Annotated in this window: 13 protein-coding genes and 2 pseudogenes; 9 read left to right on the top strand and 6 right to left on the bottom strand. The window is 58.7% G+C overall.

Annotated elements, in window-relative coordinates; genetic code table 11:
• Positions 1–59: 59 nt before the first annotated feature.
• Positions 60–1,022, bottom strand: coding sequence for a transcriptional regulator FeaR (gene feaR / locus J9870_RS11820; RefSeq protein WP_210644202.1), 963 nt, complete (start codon positions 1,020–1,022; stop codon positions 60–62).
• Positions 1,023–1,281: 259 nt separating this feature from the next.
• Between feaR and J9870_RS11815 the strand changes: the two genes are divergently transcribed.
• Entirely contained in the window at positions 1,282–4,509 is a 3,228-nt protein-coding gene (locus J9870_RS11815) for an ATP-binding protein (RefSeq protein ID WP_210644200.1), read from the top strand.
• Between the two features lie 538 nt (positions 4,510–5,047).
• On the opposite strand, the gene J9870_RS11810 is transcribed toward J9870_RS11815, so the two are convergent.
• The gene (locus tag J9870_RS11810) at positions 5,048–5,662 is read right to left on the bottom strand and encodes a hypothetical protein (RefSeq protein ID WP_210644198.1); all 615 of its coding nucleotides are present in this window, start codon (positions 5,660–5,662) and stop codon (positions 5,048–5,050) included.
• Positions 5,663–5,917: 255 nt separating this feature from the next.
• Here J9870_RS11810 and J9870_RS11805 point away from each other — a divergent pair, with 255 nt between their 5' ends.
• Entirely contained in the window at positions 5,918–6,136 is a 219-nt protein-coding gene (locus tag J9870_RS11805; RefSeq protein ID WP_135845974.1) for a tautomerase family protein, read from the top strand.
• 73 nt (positions 6,137–6,209) lie between these two features.
• Complete coding sequence (locus J9870_RS11800; protein WP_210644196.1) at positions 6,210–6,734, top strand: DoxX family protein; 525 nt, start codon at positions 6,210–6,212, stop codon at positions 6,732–6,734.
• A gap of 66 nt (positions 6,735–6,800) precedes the next feature.
• On the opposite strand, the gene J9870_RS11795 is transcribed toward J9870_RS11800, so the two are convergent.
• Entirely contained in the window at positions 6,801–7,592 is a 792-nt protein-coding gene (locus tag J9870_RS11795) for a LuxR C-terminal-related transcriptional regulator (protein WP_210644194.1), read from the bottom strand.
• 138 nt (positions 7,593–7,730) lie between these two features.
• Between J9870_RS11795 and J9870_RS11790 the strand changes: the two genes are divergently transcribed.
• From J9870_RS11790 to J9870_RS11780, 3 genes are all read left to right on the top strand, one after another.
• Positions 7,731–8,834 carry a polyamine ABC transporter substrate-binding protein gene (locus tag J9870_RS11790; RefSeq protein ID WP_210644192.1) on the top strand — a complete coding sequence of 368 codons (1,104 nt, stop codon included), beginning with the start codon at positions 7,731–7,733 and terminating at the stop codon, positions 8,832–8,834.
• A gap of 164 nt (positions 8,835–8,998) precedes the next feature.
• Positions 8,999–9,244 carry a hypothetical protein gene (locus J9870_RS11785; protein ID WP_210644190.1) on the top strand — a complete coding sequence of 82 codons (246 nt, stop codon included), beginning with the start codon at positions 8,999–9,001 and terminating at the stop codon, positions 9,242–9,244.
• A 133-nt stretch (positions 9,245–9,377) separates the two neighbouring features.
• The gene (locus J9870_RS11780) at positions 9,378–11,144 is read left to right on the top strand and encodes a S8/S53 family peptidase (protein ID WP_210644188.1); all 1,767 of its coding nucleotides are present in this window, start codon (positions 9,378–9,380) and stop codon (positions 11,142–11,144) included.
• A 57-nt stretch (positions 11,145–11,201) separates the two neighbouring features.
• On the opposite strand, the gene J9870_RS11775 is transcribed toward J9870_RS11780, so the two are convergent.
• Positions 11,202–11,429 carry a hypothetical protein gene (locus tag J9870_RS11775; RefSeq protein WP_210644186.1) on the bottom strand — a complete coding sequence of 76 codons (228 nt, stop codon included), beginning with the start codon at positions 11,427–11,429 and terminating at the stop codon, positions 11,202–11,204.
• A gap of 472 nt (positions 11,430–11,901) precedes the next feature.
• On the opposite strand from J9870_RS11775, the pseudogene J9870_RS11770 reads away from it, so the two are divergent.
• Positions 11,902–12,669 (top strand): annotated as a pseudogene (locus J9870_RS11770) (MFS transporter); the annotation flags it as partial.
• 26 nt (positions 12,670–12,695) lie between these two features.
• Here the strand turns inward: J9870_RS11770 and J9870_RS11765 are convergent.
• Positions 12,696–13,709 carry an AraC family transcriptional regulator gene (locus J9870_RS11765; RefSeq protein ID WP_210644184.1) on the bottom strand — a complete coding sequence of 338 codons (1,014 nt, stop codon included), beginning with the start codon at positions 13,707–13,709 and terminating at the stop codon, positions 12,696–12,698.
• 205 nt (positions 13,710–13,914) lie between these two features.
• On the opposite strand from J9870_RS11765, the gene J9870_RS11760 reads away from it, so the two are divergent.
• Positions 13,915–14,766: a 3-hydroxybutyryl-CoA dehydrogenase gene (locus tag J9870_RS11760; RefSeq protein ID WP_210644182.1), complete on the top strand. Its 852-nt coding sequence runs from the start codon at positions 13,915–13,917 to the stop codon at positions 14,764–14,766.
• Positions 14,753–15,373, top strand: a complete 621-nt coding sequence (locus J9870_RS11755; protein ID WP_210644180.1) for a TetR/AcrR family transcriptional regulator — start codon at positions 14,753–14,755, stop codon at positions 15,371–15,373. The genes J9870_RS11760 and J9870_RS11755 overlap by 14 nt, the downstream gene beginning before the upstream one ends.
• A gap of 9 nt (positions 15,374–15,382) precedes the next feature.
• Here J9870_RS11755 and J9870_RS11750 read toward each other — a convergent pair.
• Positions 15,383–16,017 (bottom strand): annotated as a pseudogene (locus J9870_RS11750) (response regulator transcription factor).
• Between the last annotated feature and the right edge of the window lies 1 nt (position 16,018).

The raw sequence follows: 16,018 nt of genomic DNA, 5'->3' as shown, positions 1-16,018 counted from the left end.
CGAGGGCGCTTGACTGAGCGTGACAAGGTGGCTTGGCATTTCTTGCCAGATGGAGGCATTTATTGATCGGCCATCGAGGCATTCATTCGATAATCTCGAGGAGACACCCCGAAATGACGCTTGAACGCCCGACTGAAATGAGCAGCGTCGAAAAATCCCCACTTGAAAGCGATCTGCGTAATGGACTCGTGACTGAGCTCGTAAGCGCAAAGATCGTGCGCAACGCGCTCCAGGCGTTGGCCCTGAATGTAGCGGCTTACCGTTTCACCCTGCTCTTCAAACAATCGATACAGCTGTCTGACGGAAAGGTTTAACTGGCGTGCCAGATGGGACGGGCTTAGCGAAGCCTCTTGCAATTGTTCATCGACCAACTTGATCACCAGCCGATACAACTCGCTCGGTTCAAGCTTTCTCCCCATGACAGGTGGTTGCGCTTGATCCGTCAACGCGGGCACCAAAAGCGCCAGCAATGCGGACTGCATTGCGTCTCCATCTTCCTGGGGATACCTGACACTCCCACAAAATTGCGGATCACTCACAGAATGAATCAATGTGCGAATCAGCCGCGTGGACACGCAATTGCGTGACAACTTACCAAATACAGCCCGTCCCTTCAGTTGTTCTTCGACCGTGCTACGCAGCAGATGAGTGGACACATTCTCGATCAATCCGTCTGGCTCGATTTCAAAAATCTTGGCCGAATCGACCAAAGCCAGATCACCGGGAGTCAATTCAATCGTTTGCCCCATCTGCTGGATACGTTGGCAACCACTTCGTTGGAAAATCAGAAAGCAATATTGATCATCACCGTGATCGGCACTGGCATGCAGGCGGGCAATGTGTCCAGCATTGGTCCGGACATGCGCGATGCCCAACCCACCGAAATCCCTCCTGCAAACATCCCCAATGAACAAACCATGGTGGTGCGAGGGTCTTGTGGCGAGGCGCCCGCAGGCAGATCGCAACGAGGCGCTCCAGTGTTCGAACGCCGCAGCATTGTCGGAGGAAAAGGTAGGCCCCATGGATGCACCTCGAAGAGGTCAAGACGTACGTTATTATTTAGTTAACATATTATCTATCTAAATAAAGCGCAAGCACGTCAATGTTTGCCTGCTACGCGATCTCTTGTAGGGTGTCAGGCGAGCGCCTATCCCAGCCTGGCCTGCGACGGATTTTGTACATGTCCACGGCCAGCATCGCCCGCGCCAGCCGCGCCTTGAAGCACCAGCCCTGATATCCTTCCCGTCAGGAACTCAAGCCCAAGCACTTTCAAGGACGAAAATGAATCCACAAAACATTGTGCGCTACTGGCACGCCGTCGAGCTTTTGCAACCCCAGGCCGTCCCCAAGCTGAAAAAGCGCGACAGCGACTACCAGCCCTACATTCAAGACATTCCCGCCTCGGCCCAGATCCTGCCGTGGATGCCATCCAACGCCCTTGGCCGGCAGCGTCTGCCGAACAAGCTCGCATGGAGCCACACGCTCTACGCACACCTCTACGACAATCTGGAGGTCTCCCGCCAGTTGGAGGCGCTCTATGGCGCGGACCAAGGCTACAAGGAGCCGCAACGTCGGCAGTCGGCCCTGTTCGCGCTAAAGTTCAACGATCAGGGCATGATGGTGGCCGACAGCCTGGTACTGTCCAGCGAAGCGTGGTTTGTCGGCTGCGCCCTCCACCGCAAAGATTGGACCCGCGGCTTCGACGAAACCCAGGAGTTCCTTCGCGAACAGGCCAACAGCCAGCTCGCAGGCATGGTCTTGGCTGCCGACCTGGCAGGCATGACCGACTTTATCCGCCAGACACTGGGGCTCGATGCGTTGTTCGGCGACAAGCCGCGCATGCACCGCTTCCGTTCGGCACCGATCAACCCGGACAAGCCCGAACAGGAAGACGATCCGCTCAACAGTTTCCTGCTCAGCGACCTGGCCGACGTGGCCGATGCCCTGGCCCATGGCGAGACCAGCGAACCGTTGGCCCGCTACCTGAGCCTGCACGACTCCAGCCAGCGGCTGCACCTCGACCAACCCGTCGCGGACCTGGCGCTGATTGATCGCCTCGCCCCCTCGCGCTACGCCGCCGGCTGCTGGCCTGCCGAACGGCACCTGGGCCTGGTGCATTCTCAGCAATTGGCGGTCAACAGCCTGCTGCAGACCCTGGCCAACGACACGGGCGTGATGGGCGTCAACGGCCCGCCAGGCACCGGGAAAACCACCCTGCTGCGCGACCTGATTGCCGCCGTGGTGACTCAGCGGGCCGATGTGTTGGCATCACTGAGCAAGGCCTCGGAGGCTTTCGTTCAGAATGGTCGCGAGTCCGCCAACGACGGCGGACGCGAGCGCTACGCCTACCCGCTCGACCCGCGCCTGTTCGGCTTCGAGATGGTGGTGGCCTCCTCCAACAATGGTGCCGTCGAGAACGTCACCCTCGAGTTGCCCCAGCGCGACAAAATCGACCCGTCCTGGCTGCCCGATGCCGAGTACTTCAGCGAGCTGGGCGAGCTTACCAGCGGCAAACCAGCCTGGGGTCTGATCTCTGCGGCGCTGGGCAGCAAATCCAAACGCACCCGGTTCGTCGAACGTTTCTTCTATGGTAAATGTCCACCTAAAGCGGCAAAGGCGGAGGATGAGCCAACGCCTCTGGACCTGAATACGCTCGACAGCCAAGCACAGGACGAAGACCTGTACACTGGCGAGCCCATGCTCTATGCCCCGAAAGCGGACAACGAGCCAGCGCCCAAGGGCATGCGTGAGTGGCTGAGCGAACAGGCCCAGCAGATGAAGCTACTCACGCCCGCCGAAAAAGCCGTCCTCTGGCGTGCCGCTGTTGAGCAGTACCTGGCTGCCAAGGATGCCGAACAGGCGCTGCGCGCTCAACTCAGCGACATCCTCGAACGAATCCAGGGTGTGCTCAGCGCGAAGGCGCGGATCAGACAGAAGGAAGAGGAGCGCCAGGTCCGCCTGACCCAACGCCGCAGCCTCAATGACGATCAAGCTACGCTGGAAACACGGCTCACGTCCGCCCGCGAGCAATTGCAACTCAAACTCCAGACCCTCGACGCACACCTCGCCCAAAAACCCCGGCTGCTCGCCAACCTGCTCAGCCTGTGGGGCGCTCATCGCGCCTGGGCCGCCCGGCAACGCTTGCTCGACAGCGCCCATACCCTGGCCAAAGAGGCCTTCGACAGTGCCCAACGCCAACTGCAACGACTCATTGCCCAGCTCAGCGGACTCAATCGGCAATTGGCCACGGACGAACAAGAGATCAACGAAGCCATAGGCCACGCCACCTTGCAGATCGACAGGGCCCGCCGCATTGCCCAGTCAGGCCGAGCCGAGCACTTGCTGGCCTGGCTCGCGCAAGGCCAGCTCGGCAGAGGCAGCGAGATCGAATTGCTCGAACCCTGGCTCCTCGAAGGGTGGCGTCAGGCCCGGGCCAAGGTGTTCATTGAGGCGCTGAAGCTACACCGCACTTTCTTCCAGATCGAAGCCTCGCGCCTGGGCAATAACCTGGCCTTCATTACCAGCCTGCTGACTGGCAGCCGTTATCAGGGCGTGTCCCAGGCCGCAGTGCGCTCGGCCTGGGCCTCGCTGTTCATGATAGTACCGGTGCTCAGCAGCACCTTCGCCTCATTCGCTCGTTCCTTCGGTAGTCTGGGCTGCGGCGAGATCGGCTGGCTGCTGGTGGACGAAGCCGGCCAGGCCACCCCGCAGGCCGCAGTCGGCGCCCTGTGGCGCGCACGCCGCGCCGTGCTGGTTGGTGATCCGCTGCAGTTGGAGCCCATCGTCACTGTCTCCGACGCCGTGCTTGAACACATGCGCACCCACTATCAGGTCGATGCCCACTGGCTGCCCAACCGCCAATCCGCCCAGACCCTTGCCGACCGCGCCACCCCTTGGGGCCGCATGGCCGGCCCCCAAGGCCAGAAATGCTGGGTCGGCCTCCCCCTTGTGGTGCACCGGCGCTGCGATAAACCGATGTTCGACCTGGCCAACCGCATCGCCTATGACGGTGCCATGGTCTACGGCACCATTGCTCCATCACCCGCGAAGGAAACTCCGGCCCGTCTGCTCACCGGCTGGGTTCACGCAAGTGGTCGCTCCTCCGGCAACTGGGTCGACAACGAAGGCCTCGCCCTTGAACGCCTACTGACCGTGCTCGAAGCCGACGGAGTGCCAATGGACAGCATCGCCGTCATCACACCCTTTCAGGATGTACGCAACCAGCTCAAGGTTCGTCTCCCCGACAAGATCGTGCGCGGCACCATCCACACCATGCAAGGCAAGGAAGCCGCAGTGATCATCCTCATCTTAGGTGGCAACAGCGAAAACCCTGGCGCGCGCAATTGGGCAGTGTCCCGACCCAATCTCCTCAACGTGGCCGCCACCCGGGCCAAGCGCCGCCTATACGTGATCGGCGATCGCAATGACTGGAAGCAGCGCCCTCTCTTCTGCGAGATCATGGATCTGCTTCCCGCCCATTCCCAGATAGCCGCCGACATGCCAGCCTGAAAAACGGCCTTGAGTATTCGAGGCCACCTTTGACTCCCTGTCGATCCCATTGCCATGCAGGGTGTAGAGATCACCAAGGTAGATAACGCTATGCCAGAATTGTCATTGGCCATCAGAATTGTGTTCGCGTGTTGCCTGTGCATAGCAACCGTAAATCACATCCACGCAGACATTTCCCATGGATTGCTCTGGGACTATGGATACGGACCAGACGCTTACTTGGCCAGCCGTATTTTCTGGGGGGCACTGACATTTCTTGATCCACTTGCGGCACTGCTACTTTTCACCAAGCCAAGAACTGGGATCGGGTTTACGGTAACGATCATTTTGGTTGACGTAACTCATAACACTTATTACGTGGCGTTGAAGCAACAGTGGCTCGAACCGTTCTACCTGTCCCAGGTAGCTTTCCTTGTCGCCGTGTTCCTACTCTCGCCTATCGCATGGATTCACCCTGTTCGGAATGTAGTTCCCGCCCGTCCAGTTCGACTTGTTTGACCCCTCCCAAGCACTCAGGAACTCATACGCTTGCCAACGTTCAATCATCCCACCTACCGTCTTGCGCATTTGAGTACAATTGGGTTCCTCCATAGCCCACATCTGGCTTCTCGCATTGATTTCCTTGTGAGTCGAACCAAACCAGGCGATCTTTTCCGTACTGTCCACCCTCCCCATTATCCATATCAACTTCGGTCCTTCCTCTGCCAGTAGCGGGCTCCCAACTACCGGGACTCGTCTTGCCCAAATATCCCGCCACACAAATCGAGTCATAACCTCTCGTGCCTAACTGCATGGCAAATAGTCGAGCAAAGCCGAACCCCCAGCAGGCGAGCATACGAATTTTGCGGTGGCTTTGCGGTAACTCCCAAGTCTTGGCCACAAGTTCGGCCAATGCCCCATCTGACAAATTATCCCCGCCAGACTCAGCGGAGCTGATGATATTCTGAAAGTTGTCCTCACGAAAACCATGACCATCAATGATTAGCGTTGCATACCCTTCAACCGACTTCAGGCAGCCCGGAGTAAGGCGTTCTATCACCACCGCATTAACTTCCTCTTTTAGTTTGTACTTGCTTCGGGATGTCTGAAGCGCCTTATCGCCCTTTCCAAATGGGTTCAAATAATACTGCTTCCTCACTCTTTTCGGGCTCATGGTCACGCCTCCCTGCGACACTCCGGATAGTGTCAATGAGCCTAGTCGTCCGAGTTGGCCCAAGCAAGTGGAACGATCCACGCTGTCGATTGTTCGTTGCCATTGAATGTACATGGCAACTTCACAGGATTTATCCCGTAGGCCCGAACAAGAAGAATGCGTTCCAGGAGCATCGTGCTGTCTTCGCTGGCAGATCCGCCAGCCGCCCCTGCCCCCGCTCTCCCAACCTTGTTTCTCAACCAACGGAGTCACCCCATGCCATTTGCAAACTACAAATTTCCCGAAGGGATCCTGGACCACGCTCGCAAAGAGGAGATCATCCATCGCACCACGCAGATGTTTGTCGAGTACTTCGGCGAGCAGGTTCGTCCGTTCACCATGGTCCTTGTCGAAGAAGTGGCAGATGGCGGCTGGGGCCGCGCCGACGAGACCCTGACGCTTGAGAAGATGGGATTGCCGGCCAAAGGGCAATAACGCCTACGCAAGCCTGAGGTGCACGCCCTGGCGATTGTCGACCTGGGCGCACGCTGACAACCAAGGACCTGCCATGACAACGGAAAACGCATCGTCACCGCGCTCCATAGTGACCTCTACAAATGCACAAGCCGCCAGATTCGAACCTTACCTGTACGCCTTGCTGCGAATCGTCTTTGCTGTCGTGCTTTTTACCCACGGATTGCCGAAGGCTCTGCGCACCTCCCACGGTTCGATGGCTGACCCAATGGCCGGGTCGATCAACCTGATCCAGAACGTGATGGGATTACCCTTTGCTGCTCAGCTCGCCTTTCTAGTCATGCTCTTGGAGACGGCTGGCGCGATCATGTTGGCAATAGGGCTTGGCACAAGGCTGGTCGCATTGCCTATCGCCCTTGAAATGGTTGCAATCAGCTATGCCCTCGGCCCGACCTGGCCCTGGATAGATCGGGGTATCGAGTTCCCAGTGCTGATGGGATTTCTCGCCCTCTACATCGTCGCGCGTGGAGGCGGACCCTACTCTTTGGATGAGCGCTTGAACAGGGCTCGCAGGGTAGCGATTCATCGTTCAGACAGGGATGATCACTGGCAGCGTTAAGTGGCCGGTGGGATGTCTACGAACACTGTGCAAAGGCGAAGATCATGTCCAGGCTCGAACGCCGCTTCAACTGACAGGGAAAACATCCTGCTTCGGCGTGAAAAACCGAGTAAACAGCTCAGATTGTGACTTGATGTTCAACTTGGTGTAGATGTTACGCCGATGAACTTTTATCGTTTCCGCAGACAAGGAAAGCTTTCCGGCAATCTCTTTATTAGAGAAGCCACTCAGCAACAACTTGAGCACATCCTTTTCGCGGGCGGTTATTAGCGTGCCTAGCGAGGCAATTGTTTCCGGCCATGGCGCTGGCTCACTAACATCCTTTGCTACATCAACCTCAAAACACATGCGCTGGTGCATCAGCGCAGTCACCCAGGGTTTGATAATATCAAGCATCGTTATCTGCTCTTGATTAAACCGGACATTACTGCCAAAGGACACGCACAACGTTCTTTCAGCATCGAGCCGAACGTTGTACTGCGCCTCATCCACAGAAATATACTGCTCAAAATACTGGTGATAATACTCTGTTTCAAGAAAGTGCTCTGGCGCGACATCCAGCATATGAAAAAAGCCGCTCTGTGGATTTTCCCGATCCGCTATATAGAACGGATCCAACATATAAAGCTCCTTCACATAGCGATGGATAAACGCATCGACCTCCTCTGTATCTGCCACTTCTGGAAGGCTCACCACTTGCACTTGCTGATTACTGAAGATCAACACAACCCAGTTATCGATCTGCACATACTCGTTTAACACACGAACCAGCGAACTCCAGAATTCTGGACGATTCAAGCGCATGATCAGCTTTCCAATCGATCGGTGCCAAGCCAGGCTATGAAGGTCGAGTGGCATTTTCTACCCCTTTAGGGTTAGGGATTCGTTGGGCGCGGATAAGTATTCGTAGGTATTTACTATTCGTCAATGCCCGGTATATTCACTTCCCGGGATTACGCTGGCCATGAGGGCTAGCGTCTTGACAAGGATAGTTGTATGAACAAGTCACGTCTGCGCAGCTTTTTTTCAGCCTCTCTTCTTTGTATCGGGATTAACACATCCGCAGGGGCTGTAGAGTCTGGGGTGTATCTGTATAACTGGTTTGGGTTTATCGCACCACAGACGCCGAAGGAGTTTGAGCAGGAAACCGGCACCCGCTTCCACATGGATGCGTTCGACAGCGCCGAAATCATGCAAAGTAAAGTGATGGCTGGGCGCACGGGGTATGACGTGGTTGTGGCCACCTCCAATGTGTTGCCAAGCCTGATCCAGGCCGGCGTGCTTCAGCCTCTGGATCGCAAGCAACTGAGCAACTTGTCACACATCGATCCTGCCATCTTGTCCCAGCTTGCGGTCAATGATCCTGGTAATCGCTACGCTGTCCCCTATTTATGGGGCACCACCGGCATTGGCTATGACGTGGATAAAGTCAAAGCGGCATTAGGCGATAATGCGCCGGTCGATAGCTGGGATTTAATCTTCAAAGAAGAGAACATCAGCAAACTCAAGTCGTGTGGCGTGGCCATGCTTGATTCTCCCAGCGAGATCATTTCGATTGCCTTGCATTACCTGGGGCTCCCCAGCAACAGCAAGAACCCGGATGACTACCAGAAAGCGCAAGCCCTGCTGCTGAAAATCCGTCCCTACGTCGTCTATTTCGATTCATCCCGAATCGACGCTGACCTGGCCGACGGCAACATTTGTGCAGTGGTCGGCTGGGCCAATGGTGCTCTTGCAGCGCAGGCCATAAACGACAAGGCCAACACTGGACGCAAAATCGCCTACAGCCTTCCTCGCGAGGGCGCGCTGGTCTGGTCGGAAAATCTGGTTTTATTGAAAGACGCTCCCCACCCGAAAGAAGGCATGGCGTTTATTAATTACATGTTGCGACCCGACATCATTGCCAAGACTTCAAATCACACGCTGTACCCTAACGCCAATAAAGATGCCACTGAGTTTGTCGAACAAACGCTGCGCGATAACCCTTGGATCTATCCAGACAAAAAGACTGTCGCGACACTTGTTCCTCTTGAACCATTGCCATTGAAATTGGAGCGTATCCGTACCCGGATCTGGACCAAAGTGAAGAGTGGTACTTGACCTGAAGGGTTGTCACCTTTGTTTCTCTGCGCCAATCCTTAATTCAGCTGGGAGGACCTCTTCGACCCTGGCACGGGGTTAGCTGGAGCAATGGAAATCACATGGAGAGCAAGGACAGCCCTGATTCGAGGGCTGTCGCAGAGGTTCTAGGGAAGGATAAAATCATGCACCAAGGTGATTACAACTGCTACGTGGAGTCGGACGAATACAAAGCCTACAAGGAGATCGAGGAACAGATCATCCATTGCACGCCTGAACAAGCCTGGGCCATGTATTCCATCTCGACCGGGATGGTGCGTGTCAACATCACCCAGGTTGTGACGAAGCTCATTGCCGGAGGCAACAAGGCGCTGCAGGTTGAGTTTCCCGAACTTGCACCCGCTGAAAAGGACGTTCACCAATCAAGCTAACGTCCATCGTGCAATCTTTCGGGAGCGAGCCGCCCTGCCAGGCTTCGCCGACAGCCTGCGATGATCATCCCTCTGAACGAAGCGAGCAATGTGGCAGTCGGAATGAAGGACTCTCGGCAGAAAAACCTCGCCCATGCCCTTACGATCCGCTGCCCTCGCTACACTGTTCACACTGGTTGCCAACCCTGCGGCGGCTATGCAAGAGCCGCTACGCCTGGAAACCCTGAACCGCTGCGGTGACCTGCTGGAAAGCCGGCACCAGGACTGGTGCCTGACAGTGCGCGGGCTGAGTGCTGGAACGCCGCAACTGAAACTGGGTGCAAAGGCGATACCCGCGGACACTCTCCAGCGCGAAGGCGAAAACCTCAGGTTGCGTCTGGACAGCGCCGCTTACCAGAGTGGCCCTCTCTGGCTAGAGGACGGTTCACGCACTAGCAATGCAGTTTGGCTGACCCTGCGCAACAGTCACGTACTGGCCGCCGGGCCGGACGAAGTGGCGAAGAACATGGACGGCCTGAGTACCTACGTCGATCTGGTCAGCCTGTTGATCGAGGAAAGTCATGATGGTCGCCAGGAAGCTGAGCGCCTGGCCCGCAAGTACGGCGCGAAGGTCGTCGGCAGCATCGCGCCCCTGAACGTGTACCAGCTGCGCCTGCCGGCCAGGGACTTGGAGCAGCGCGATGCGCTGGTGCTTCGCCTGGGCAGCGAGACCAGCGTGGATGCCGTGGTGGTCGAGGAATCCGCGGCAGAAGAGAACGAGCACGCCACCGCGCCCCATGAAGCCTCGAAGAAACCGGCCCAGGACTCCGACGAATGGGCCGCGAACCGCTTTCTCGACGCGGTGAACTACTACCAGCGGCGCATCCCTGGGCGACAGCCGCCCATCCAGCCGCACCCTGTGCGCATCGGCCTCATCGAGCGTGATGTGGATTTCGACACAGTGGATTTCGCGGATTACCTCGGGGCCTGCTCGGTGCCGCGCACCTGCGTCTACGCACGTGATGCGCGCACGCCGGACAACCACGGCACGACCGTCGCCGGTATCCTCGCCGCAAGCTGGAACAACGGTGGCAACACCGGTTTTCTCCGTGGCCTGGACAAGGCGAGCGGTGGCTTCGAGATCATCGTCGAACGTAATTCCGATGCCGGTATCACGGCCAACATCGCCGCGTCGGTCAACCTCGTGGAGGACGGCGTACGCGTACTCAACTGGAGCTGGGGCATCCACCGTGTCGGCACGAAAAACGTCAAGGGCGATGACGTGGACTCCCTGCTGCGCTCGGGCATCGCGATGGGCGGTTACGAAGAGCTGCTGGAGGAGTTCTTCCTCTGGCTGCGCAAGGAACATCCCGATGTGGTGGTGGTGAATTCCGCCGGCAATGGGTCTTCGTTCTCGGGCAGCGACGAATACCGCCTGCCCTCCTCCTTCATCACCGAGCAGTTGCTGGTGGTCGGCGGGCACCAACGCAGCGAGCGCGCTGGCATCGCCATCGACGACCCGGCCTACGCGGTCAAGCGCAGCTCCTCGAACATCGACATGCGCGTTGACATCACCGCCGCTGCCTGCGCTCACGCCTCGACGACCAACGCCGACCAGGTCGGTGCCGTGCATTGCGGCACGTCCTACGCCACGCCCATGGTTGCGGGCCTGCTCGCAGCGATGCTGTCCATCAATCCGCAACTTCAGCCCGAGCAATTGCGCATGCTGCTGCGCCGCAGCGCGATGACCATCGGCGACAATCACGACTTCGAACAGACCGATGCGCAGGATCTCACCGCACCGATCCTGCCGTCGGAACGCCGCTATCAGCTCAACGACAAGGACGTGGGCCGTTCGGCGCGGCTGGACATGCACAAGGCGCTGGATCTGGCGCAGCAGAGCCGCAAACGCGTGCGCTGAATGCAGCCCGGGCAATCCCTTCAGATGCCCGGTCAGAAGCCCATGTCATGGCGTGATCTATCGGCAAATGGCGCCCATGACCCAGCGGCTGCAAGCATGCGATGACGCACCATCCTGCACGTCGCCACAGCGGTCATTCTCATAGGTAAAAACCAGTTCGCCACCAGAAAACGCCAACATAATGGCGCCGATTTCGCCGAAATAAAAAAATCCCGAAAAAGTGACATTTTTCCGACGATCGGCATCAATATGCCATTGCTGGAGCTCAGAACTCAGGCTCATCATTCGCTCGACCACTGCGCGTTGAAGTACCCCCAACCAGGGCCCACGCAGGATGTACTAATCGCATCGCTCGAGGGGAGCAGCACCAGGATGATGACTGTTTACTTTATGGTTATGGCCATTTGCAGTGGCATCGAAGGCTGTGTTGAGGAACGAAGGCCAGGGCCGACTTACGCCTCCAAGGCAATATGCATGGAGACAGCCAGGGGCATGACGCCACGCAAAGGCATTAAATTCAAATGCCGCAGCGAGCGTTTGTGGCTACCTACCGAGGCGCGCCGCGTGGGCGAGGAAGATTACGGTAGTTTGGTCTCCACTGGCGCCAAGACAGCGCCTTAGCAAGCGGGACACCGAACGATTGATCCAGCCAGGAATCAACCTCAGCGTTTGAACAACTCAGCGTTGATGAAATCAATGAACACCCGCAACTTCGGCGCTAGATGTTTGCTGGAAGGCCATAGCATGCGGAAGGTGGACGGCAGCCACGCAAGGCGTACGGCGACGATCGCTTTTGCTGTTCGCGATCGCCGGCTTCGCCGTTGCCAACATGGTCACGACACTCTCGACCAGCTACAGCTTGACGATCATCGCCCGCTTGTTGGGCGGCGTTTCAGCCGGGTTGCTTTGGGCATTGTTGGCAGGCTATGCCGCTCGCATGGTGCCGGAACGCCAAAAAGGTCGAGCCATCGCGATTGCCATGGTTGGCGCGCCGCTGGCGTTATCCCTGGGCGTACCCGCCGGCACCCTGCTCAGCAACCTGATCGGTTGGCGCATGAGCTTCGCGATCATGAGCCTGTTCGCAATCGCCTTGATGGTCTGGGTGCGCCTGAGGGTGCCTGACTTTCCTGGGCAAGTAGCTAATAAACGCTTTTCCTTGAGTCACGTTTTCACGCTGGCGGGCGTGCGTCCTGTGCTGTTAGTGGTGCTGACTCTGTGGTTAATGAGCGATAGTCTGGTTGCGGTCTATATCGCGATGGGCGCCTGGGGAGTCGCTTTCGGAGGTGCAGGGACGCTATTCCAGACGGCCATTGCCAACACGGCCGCAGACGCAGCGGATGTCGCCCAGTCCATGTTGGTCACGGCCTGGAACGTGGCCATTGCCAGTGGAGGAATTGTCGGAGGCGTGCTACTGGACCACCTGGGTGTCACTGCGTTTGCCCCTGCCCTGATCGTTCTTCTGCTTGTCACGTTAACAGTGATTGGGGCTGCCAGCCGGCATGGTTTTCCAAGGGCGGCCAAGTAAAGCCTCCGCCAGGTCGACATGAACTGCTACCCAACAGACTGGAAGCGTGCACGGTAGCGACCGGGGCTTTCGCCGGTCCATTTCTTGAAGGCACGATGGAAGGCGCTGGGTTCCTGAAAGCCGGTCTGCTCGGCAATGTCACTGATGCTGCGGTCGGTCTGGCGCAGCAACTCGACGGCCAGCCCACGGCGGACCTCGTCCTTGATTTCCTGGAACGAACAACCCTCGCGCTCCAAACGTCGGCGCAAGGTGCTGGGGCTCATCCGCAGTTCACTGGCAAAGGCTTCCAGAGTGGGCCACTGGCTGTAATGACTGCGGCGCAGGCATTGATGAAGGCGGGTTGCCAGGCCATGCTGGTTGCGAAAACGGATCACCAGCCACTGGGGCGCACTGCGCAGGAATACCTTGAGGGAGGCCAGGTCCTGGACGACTGGCAAGCGCAGGTAGCGACTGGCAAATTCGATTTCCGTGTGCTCGGCGCCAAAACTCAGGTTGGGCCCCCAGAGCAACGCGTCGTCACTGAGGGACAGGCGCGACTGACGAAAGTCCGCGCGATCGATAGGAATACGCCGCCCGCCCAGCCAGCACAGCAAGCTGATCATCAGCACAAGGAACGTTTCCTCACCAAAACGGCAGGCATCCGGATCCGCCGAGTACGTCTGCAGACTGATCACCGCCCGCTTGCCACGCACGCTGAGGCTGCCGCGAAAATCCCGCAGGAACAACCCGAAGTTGCCCAGGCACTGACGCAAAGCCTTGCCCAGGTCGGGCTCTTGAATCAGCCCCCGGCAAATCAGGGCAAAACTGCCGACCGGCATGCCGTGGGAGTCCAACTGGAAGAACTCATCCTGTAGTTCGCGAATCTGGATCAGCCACAAAGCGGCAAAGGCGCTCGCTGGAACGCGGGCCTCAGGCTGCCCCAGCAACGCCGGGTCGATACCAGCCTCGGCCAATATCGCCGCCAGCCGTTGGGGCTGGTCCCGCAGTGCATGGATCATGGTGTGCACGAAGTAGACCGCGACCGAATCCTTTTCCCGCATAAACCCAGTTTCTCCCACTTCCTCAATGGCAAAAAACGCCAGCATCGCTGAACAGTTTTGGCATAGGCCCACCCAACGGCGACCTCTAGACTGGCGGCATTAAGGGGGCACGGCGCGGCATCTGTCGAGCCCCTCCAGCAGACCGCGTCCAGGGGCAGGCCAGTGGCCGCACGCTGGAGTGCACTTGATAAGGAAAACAATCCACATGCATCTGCACACTATCGGCGTGATCGGCGCCGGCACCATGGGCAACGGCATTGCACAGGTCTGCGCCCTGGCCGGTTTCGAAGTGACCTTGCTGGACATCTCCTCCACTGCCCTGGAAAAAGCCCTGGTCACCGTCGCCAAGAACCTCGATCGACAAATCGCCAAGCAGACCCTGAGCGAAGCGCAGAAACAACTCGCCCTGGACAAGATCCGCACCAGCACCGATTACGCCAGCCTGGCCGGTGCCCAACTGGTGATCGAGGCCGCCACCGAGAACCTTGAGCTGAAACTGCGACTGCTGCAACAGGTTGCCACTGAGGTCGACAACGACTGCGTGATCGCCTCCAACACCTCCTCCCTCTCGATCACACAACTGGCCGCCGGCGTCAGTCATCCAGAGCGCTTTATCGGCCTGCACTTCTTCAACCCGGTGCCGGTGATGGGCTTGATCGAGGTGATTCGTGGCCTGCAGACCCACGACGCGACCCACGCCCTGGCCCTGGAAATGGCCCGGCGGCTGGGCAAGACCGCGATCACCGCCGGCAACCGCCCGGGCTTCGTGGTCAACCGGATCCTGGTGCCGATGATCAACGAAGCCATCCTGGTCTTCCAGGAAGGCCTGGCCAGCGCCGAAGATATCGACGCGGGCATGCGCCTGGGCTGCAACCAACCCATCGGGCCGCTGGCCCTGGCCGACCTGATCGGCCTGGACACCTTGCTGGCGATCCTGGAGGCGTTCTACGAAGGTTTCAACGACAGCAAATATCGCCCTGCGCCATTGCTCAAGGAAATGGTCGCCGCCGGCTACCTGGGGCGCAAGTCCGGGCGGGGTTTCCATGCCTATGGCTGAGCGTTGCTCGCGCTTCGCCGAGAGCCGGGACAAAGCCCTTGAGCTGTTCGCCAGCAAGGGCTTCGGCCAGGTCGGCATGCGCGAGCTGGCGACCCACCTGGGGCTGACGCCCGGCTCGCTGTATCACCATTACCCGAGCAAGCAGCACCTGCTGGCCGACCTGATCGAGGAGTTTTTCGAAGAATTGCTGGCCACGCTCGGGCGCATTGAACAGCTGCCCCGGGACAAGCGCGGCAACCTGCAACGGTTGATCCGCGCCCACCTCAAGCTGCACCGAGAGATGCCCTGGCATTTTCGCCTGGTGGAGCGCGACAGCGGGTGCCTCAACGTCGATCAGCAACAGCGAGTAGAGCATCTGCGCCAGCAATACGAACAGCGGCTGTTGCTGATGCTGGGCGCTCCCCGGCGCCTCCCCTCCAGGGTAATAGCCGCAGCCGGCCACGCCATTGCCACCTTGCTCAACAGCGCGCCCAGTTGGCTGGCGCACCAGTCCCTGGAGCAGCACGAGCACGATGAATTGCTGGAGAACCTGCTCACGGGTGCCATAGAACGGGTGTTGGCGCCCAAGGTCGGCTCCGAACCGACATTGCGAGTCACTGCGGCCTGAGCCAAACCCTCAGCGCAACTGCAATGGATCTACCAGGCCCGCGACAATCGCCATGCCCACCAGCTCCGGCAGGCTCTCGGCGCCCATGCGCTTCATGACCCGGGAACGATAGAGGTCGATGGTCCTGACGTTGACCCCAAGCTGCTCGGCGATTTCCCGGTTGGTATAACCCCTGACCAGAGGCAGCAACACGTCATTTTCCCTCGGGGTCAGGCTCTGTAGCCGCGCCTGCACCCGCGCCTGGCCGGCGCTGGCGGTCTGGCTGTCGTCGGCCAGGCTCAAGGCCTGTTGCACACTGTCGAGCAGCAGTTGTTCGTTGTAAGGCTTTTCGATGAAATCATGGGCTCCAGCCTTGAACGCCCGCACCACAATCGGCACATCGGCATGCCCACTGACGAAGATCACCGGCAGACGCAGCCCGCGGTTGCGCATCTCTTCCTGCACGTTGAGCCCCCCATGCCTGGCATGCGCACATCCAGCAGCACGCAGCCATTGAGCCGGTTGTCGCAAGCCTCGAGAAACTCCCGGCCACTGGTGAACGAGAGGGCCTTGAGGCCCACGGACTCCAGCAGCCAGACCGTCGAGTCGAGCATGCCTTGGTCATCGTCGACCACATACACCACCTGTTCCGCCACACCCACCATT

Origin of the sequence: Pseudomonas sp. Tri1 (assembly GCF_017968885.1) — a bacterium.
Classification (GTDB): Bacteria; Pseudomonadota; Gammaproteobacteria; order Pseudomonadales; family Pseudomonadaceae; genus Aquipseudomonas.
Note: the sequence above shows the minus strand (reverse complement) of the source record. Positions and strands in the feature narration are given on the sequence as shown.

Bases quoted from the DNA above. Each gene is read 5' to 3' on its own strand.
- feaR (WP_210644202.1), bottom strand. From the start codon at position 1,022: ATGGGGCCTACCTTTTCCTCCGACAATGCTGCGGCGTTCGAACACTGG.
- J9870_RS11815 (WP_210644200.1), top strand. From the start codon at position 1,282: ATGAATCCACAAAACATTGTGCGCTACTGGCACGCCGTCGAGCTTTTG.
- J9870_RS11800 (WP_210644196.1), top strand. From the start codon at position 6,210: ATGACAACGGAAAACGCATCGTCACCGCGCTCCATAGTGACCTCTACA.
- J9870_RS11785 (WP_210644190.1), top strand. From the start codon at position 8,999: ATGCACCAAGGTGATTACAACTGCTACGTGGAGTCGGACGAATACAAA.
- J9870_RS11795 (WP_210644194.1), bottom strand. From the start codon at position 7,592: ATGCCACTCGACCTTCATAGCCTGGCTTGGCACCGATCGATTGGAAAG.
- J9870_RS11765 (WP_210644184.1), bottom strand. From the start codon at position 13,709: ATGCGGGAAAAGGATTCGGTCGCGGTCTACTTCGTGCACACCATGATC.
- J9870_RS11810 (WP_210644198.1), bottom strand. From the start codon at position 5,662: ATGAGCCCGAAAAGAGTGAGGAAGCAGTATTATTTGAACCCATTTGGA.
- J9870_RS11780 (WP_210644188.1), top strand. From the start codon at position 9,378: ATGCCCTTACGATCCGCTGCCCTCGCTACACTGTTCACACTGGTTGCC.
- J9870_RS11775 (WP_210644186.1), bottom strand. From the start codon at position 11,429: ATGATGAGCCTGAGTTCTGAGCTCCAGCAATGGCATATTGATGCCGAT.
- J9870_RS11790 (WP_210644192.1), top strand. From the start codon at position 7,731: ATGAACAAGTCACGTCTGCGCAGCTTTTTTTCAGCCTCTCTTCTTTGT.
- J9870_RS11760 (WP_210644182.1), top strand. From the start codon at position 13,915: ATGCATCTGCACACTATCGGCGTGATCGGCGCCGGCACCATGGGCAAC.
- J9870_RS11805 (WP_135845974.1), top strand. From the start codon at position 5,918: ATGCCATTTGCAAACTACAAATTTCCCGAAGGGATCCTGGACCACGCT.
- J9870_RS11755 (WP_210644180.1), top strand. From the start codon at position 14,753: ATGCCTATGGCTGAGCGTTGCTCGCGCTTCGCCGAGAGCCGGGACAAA.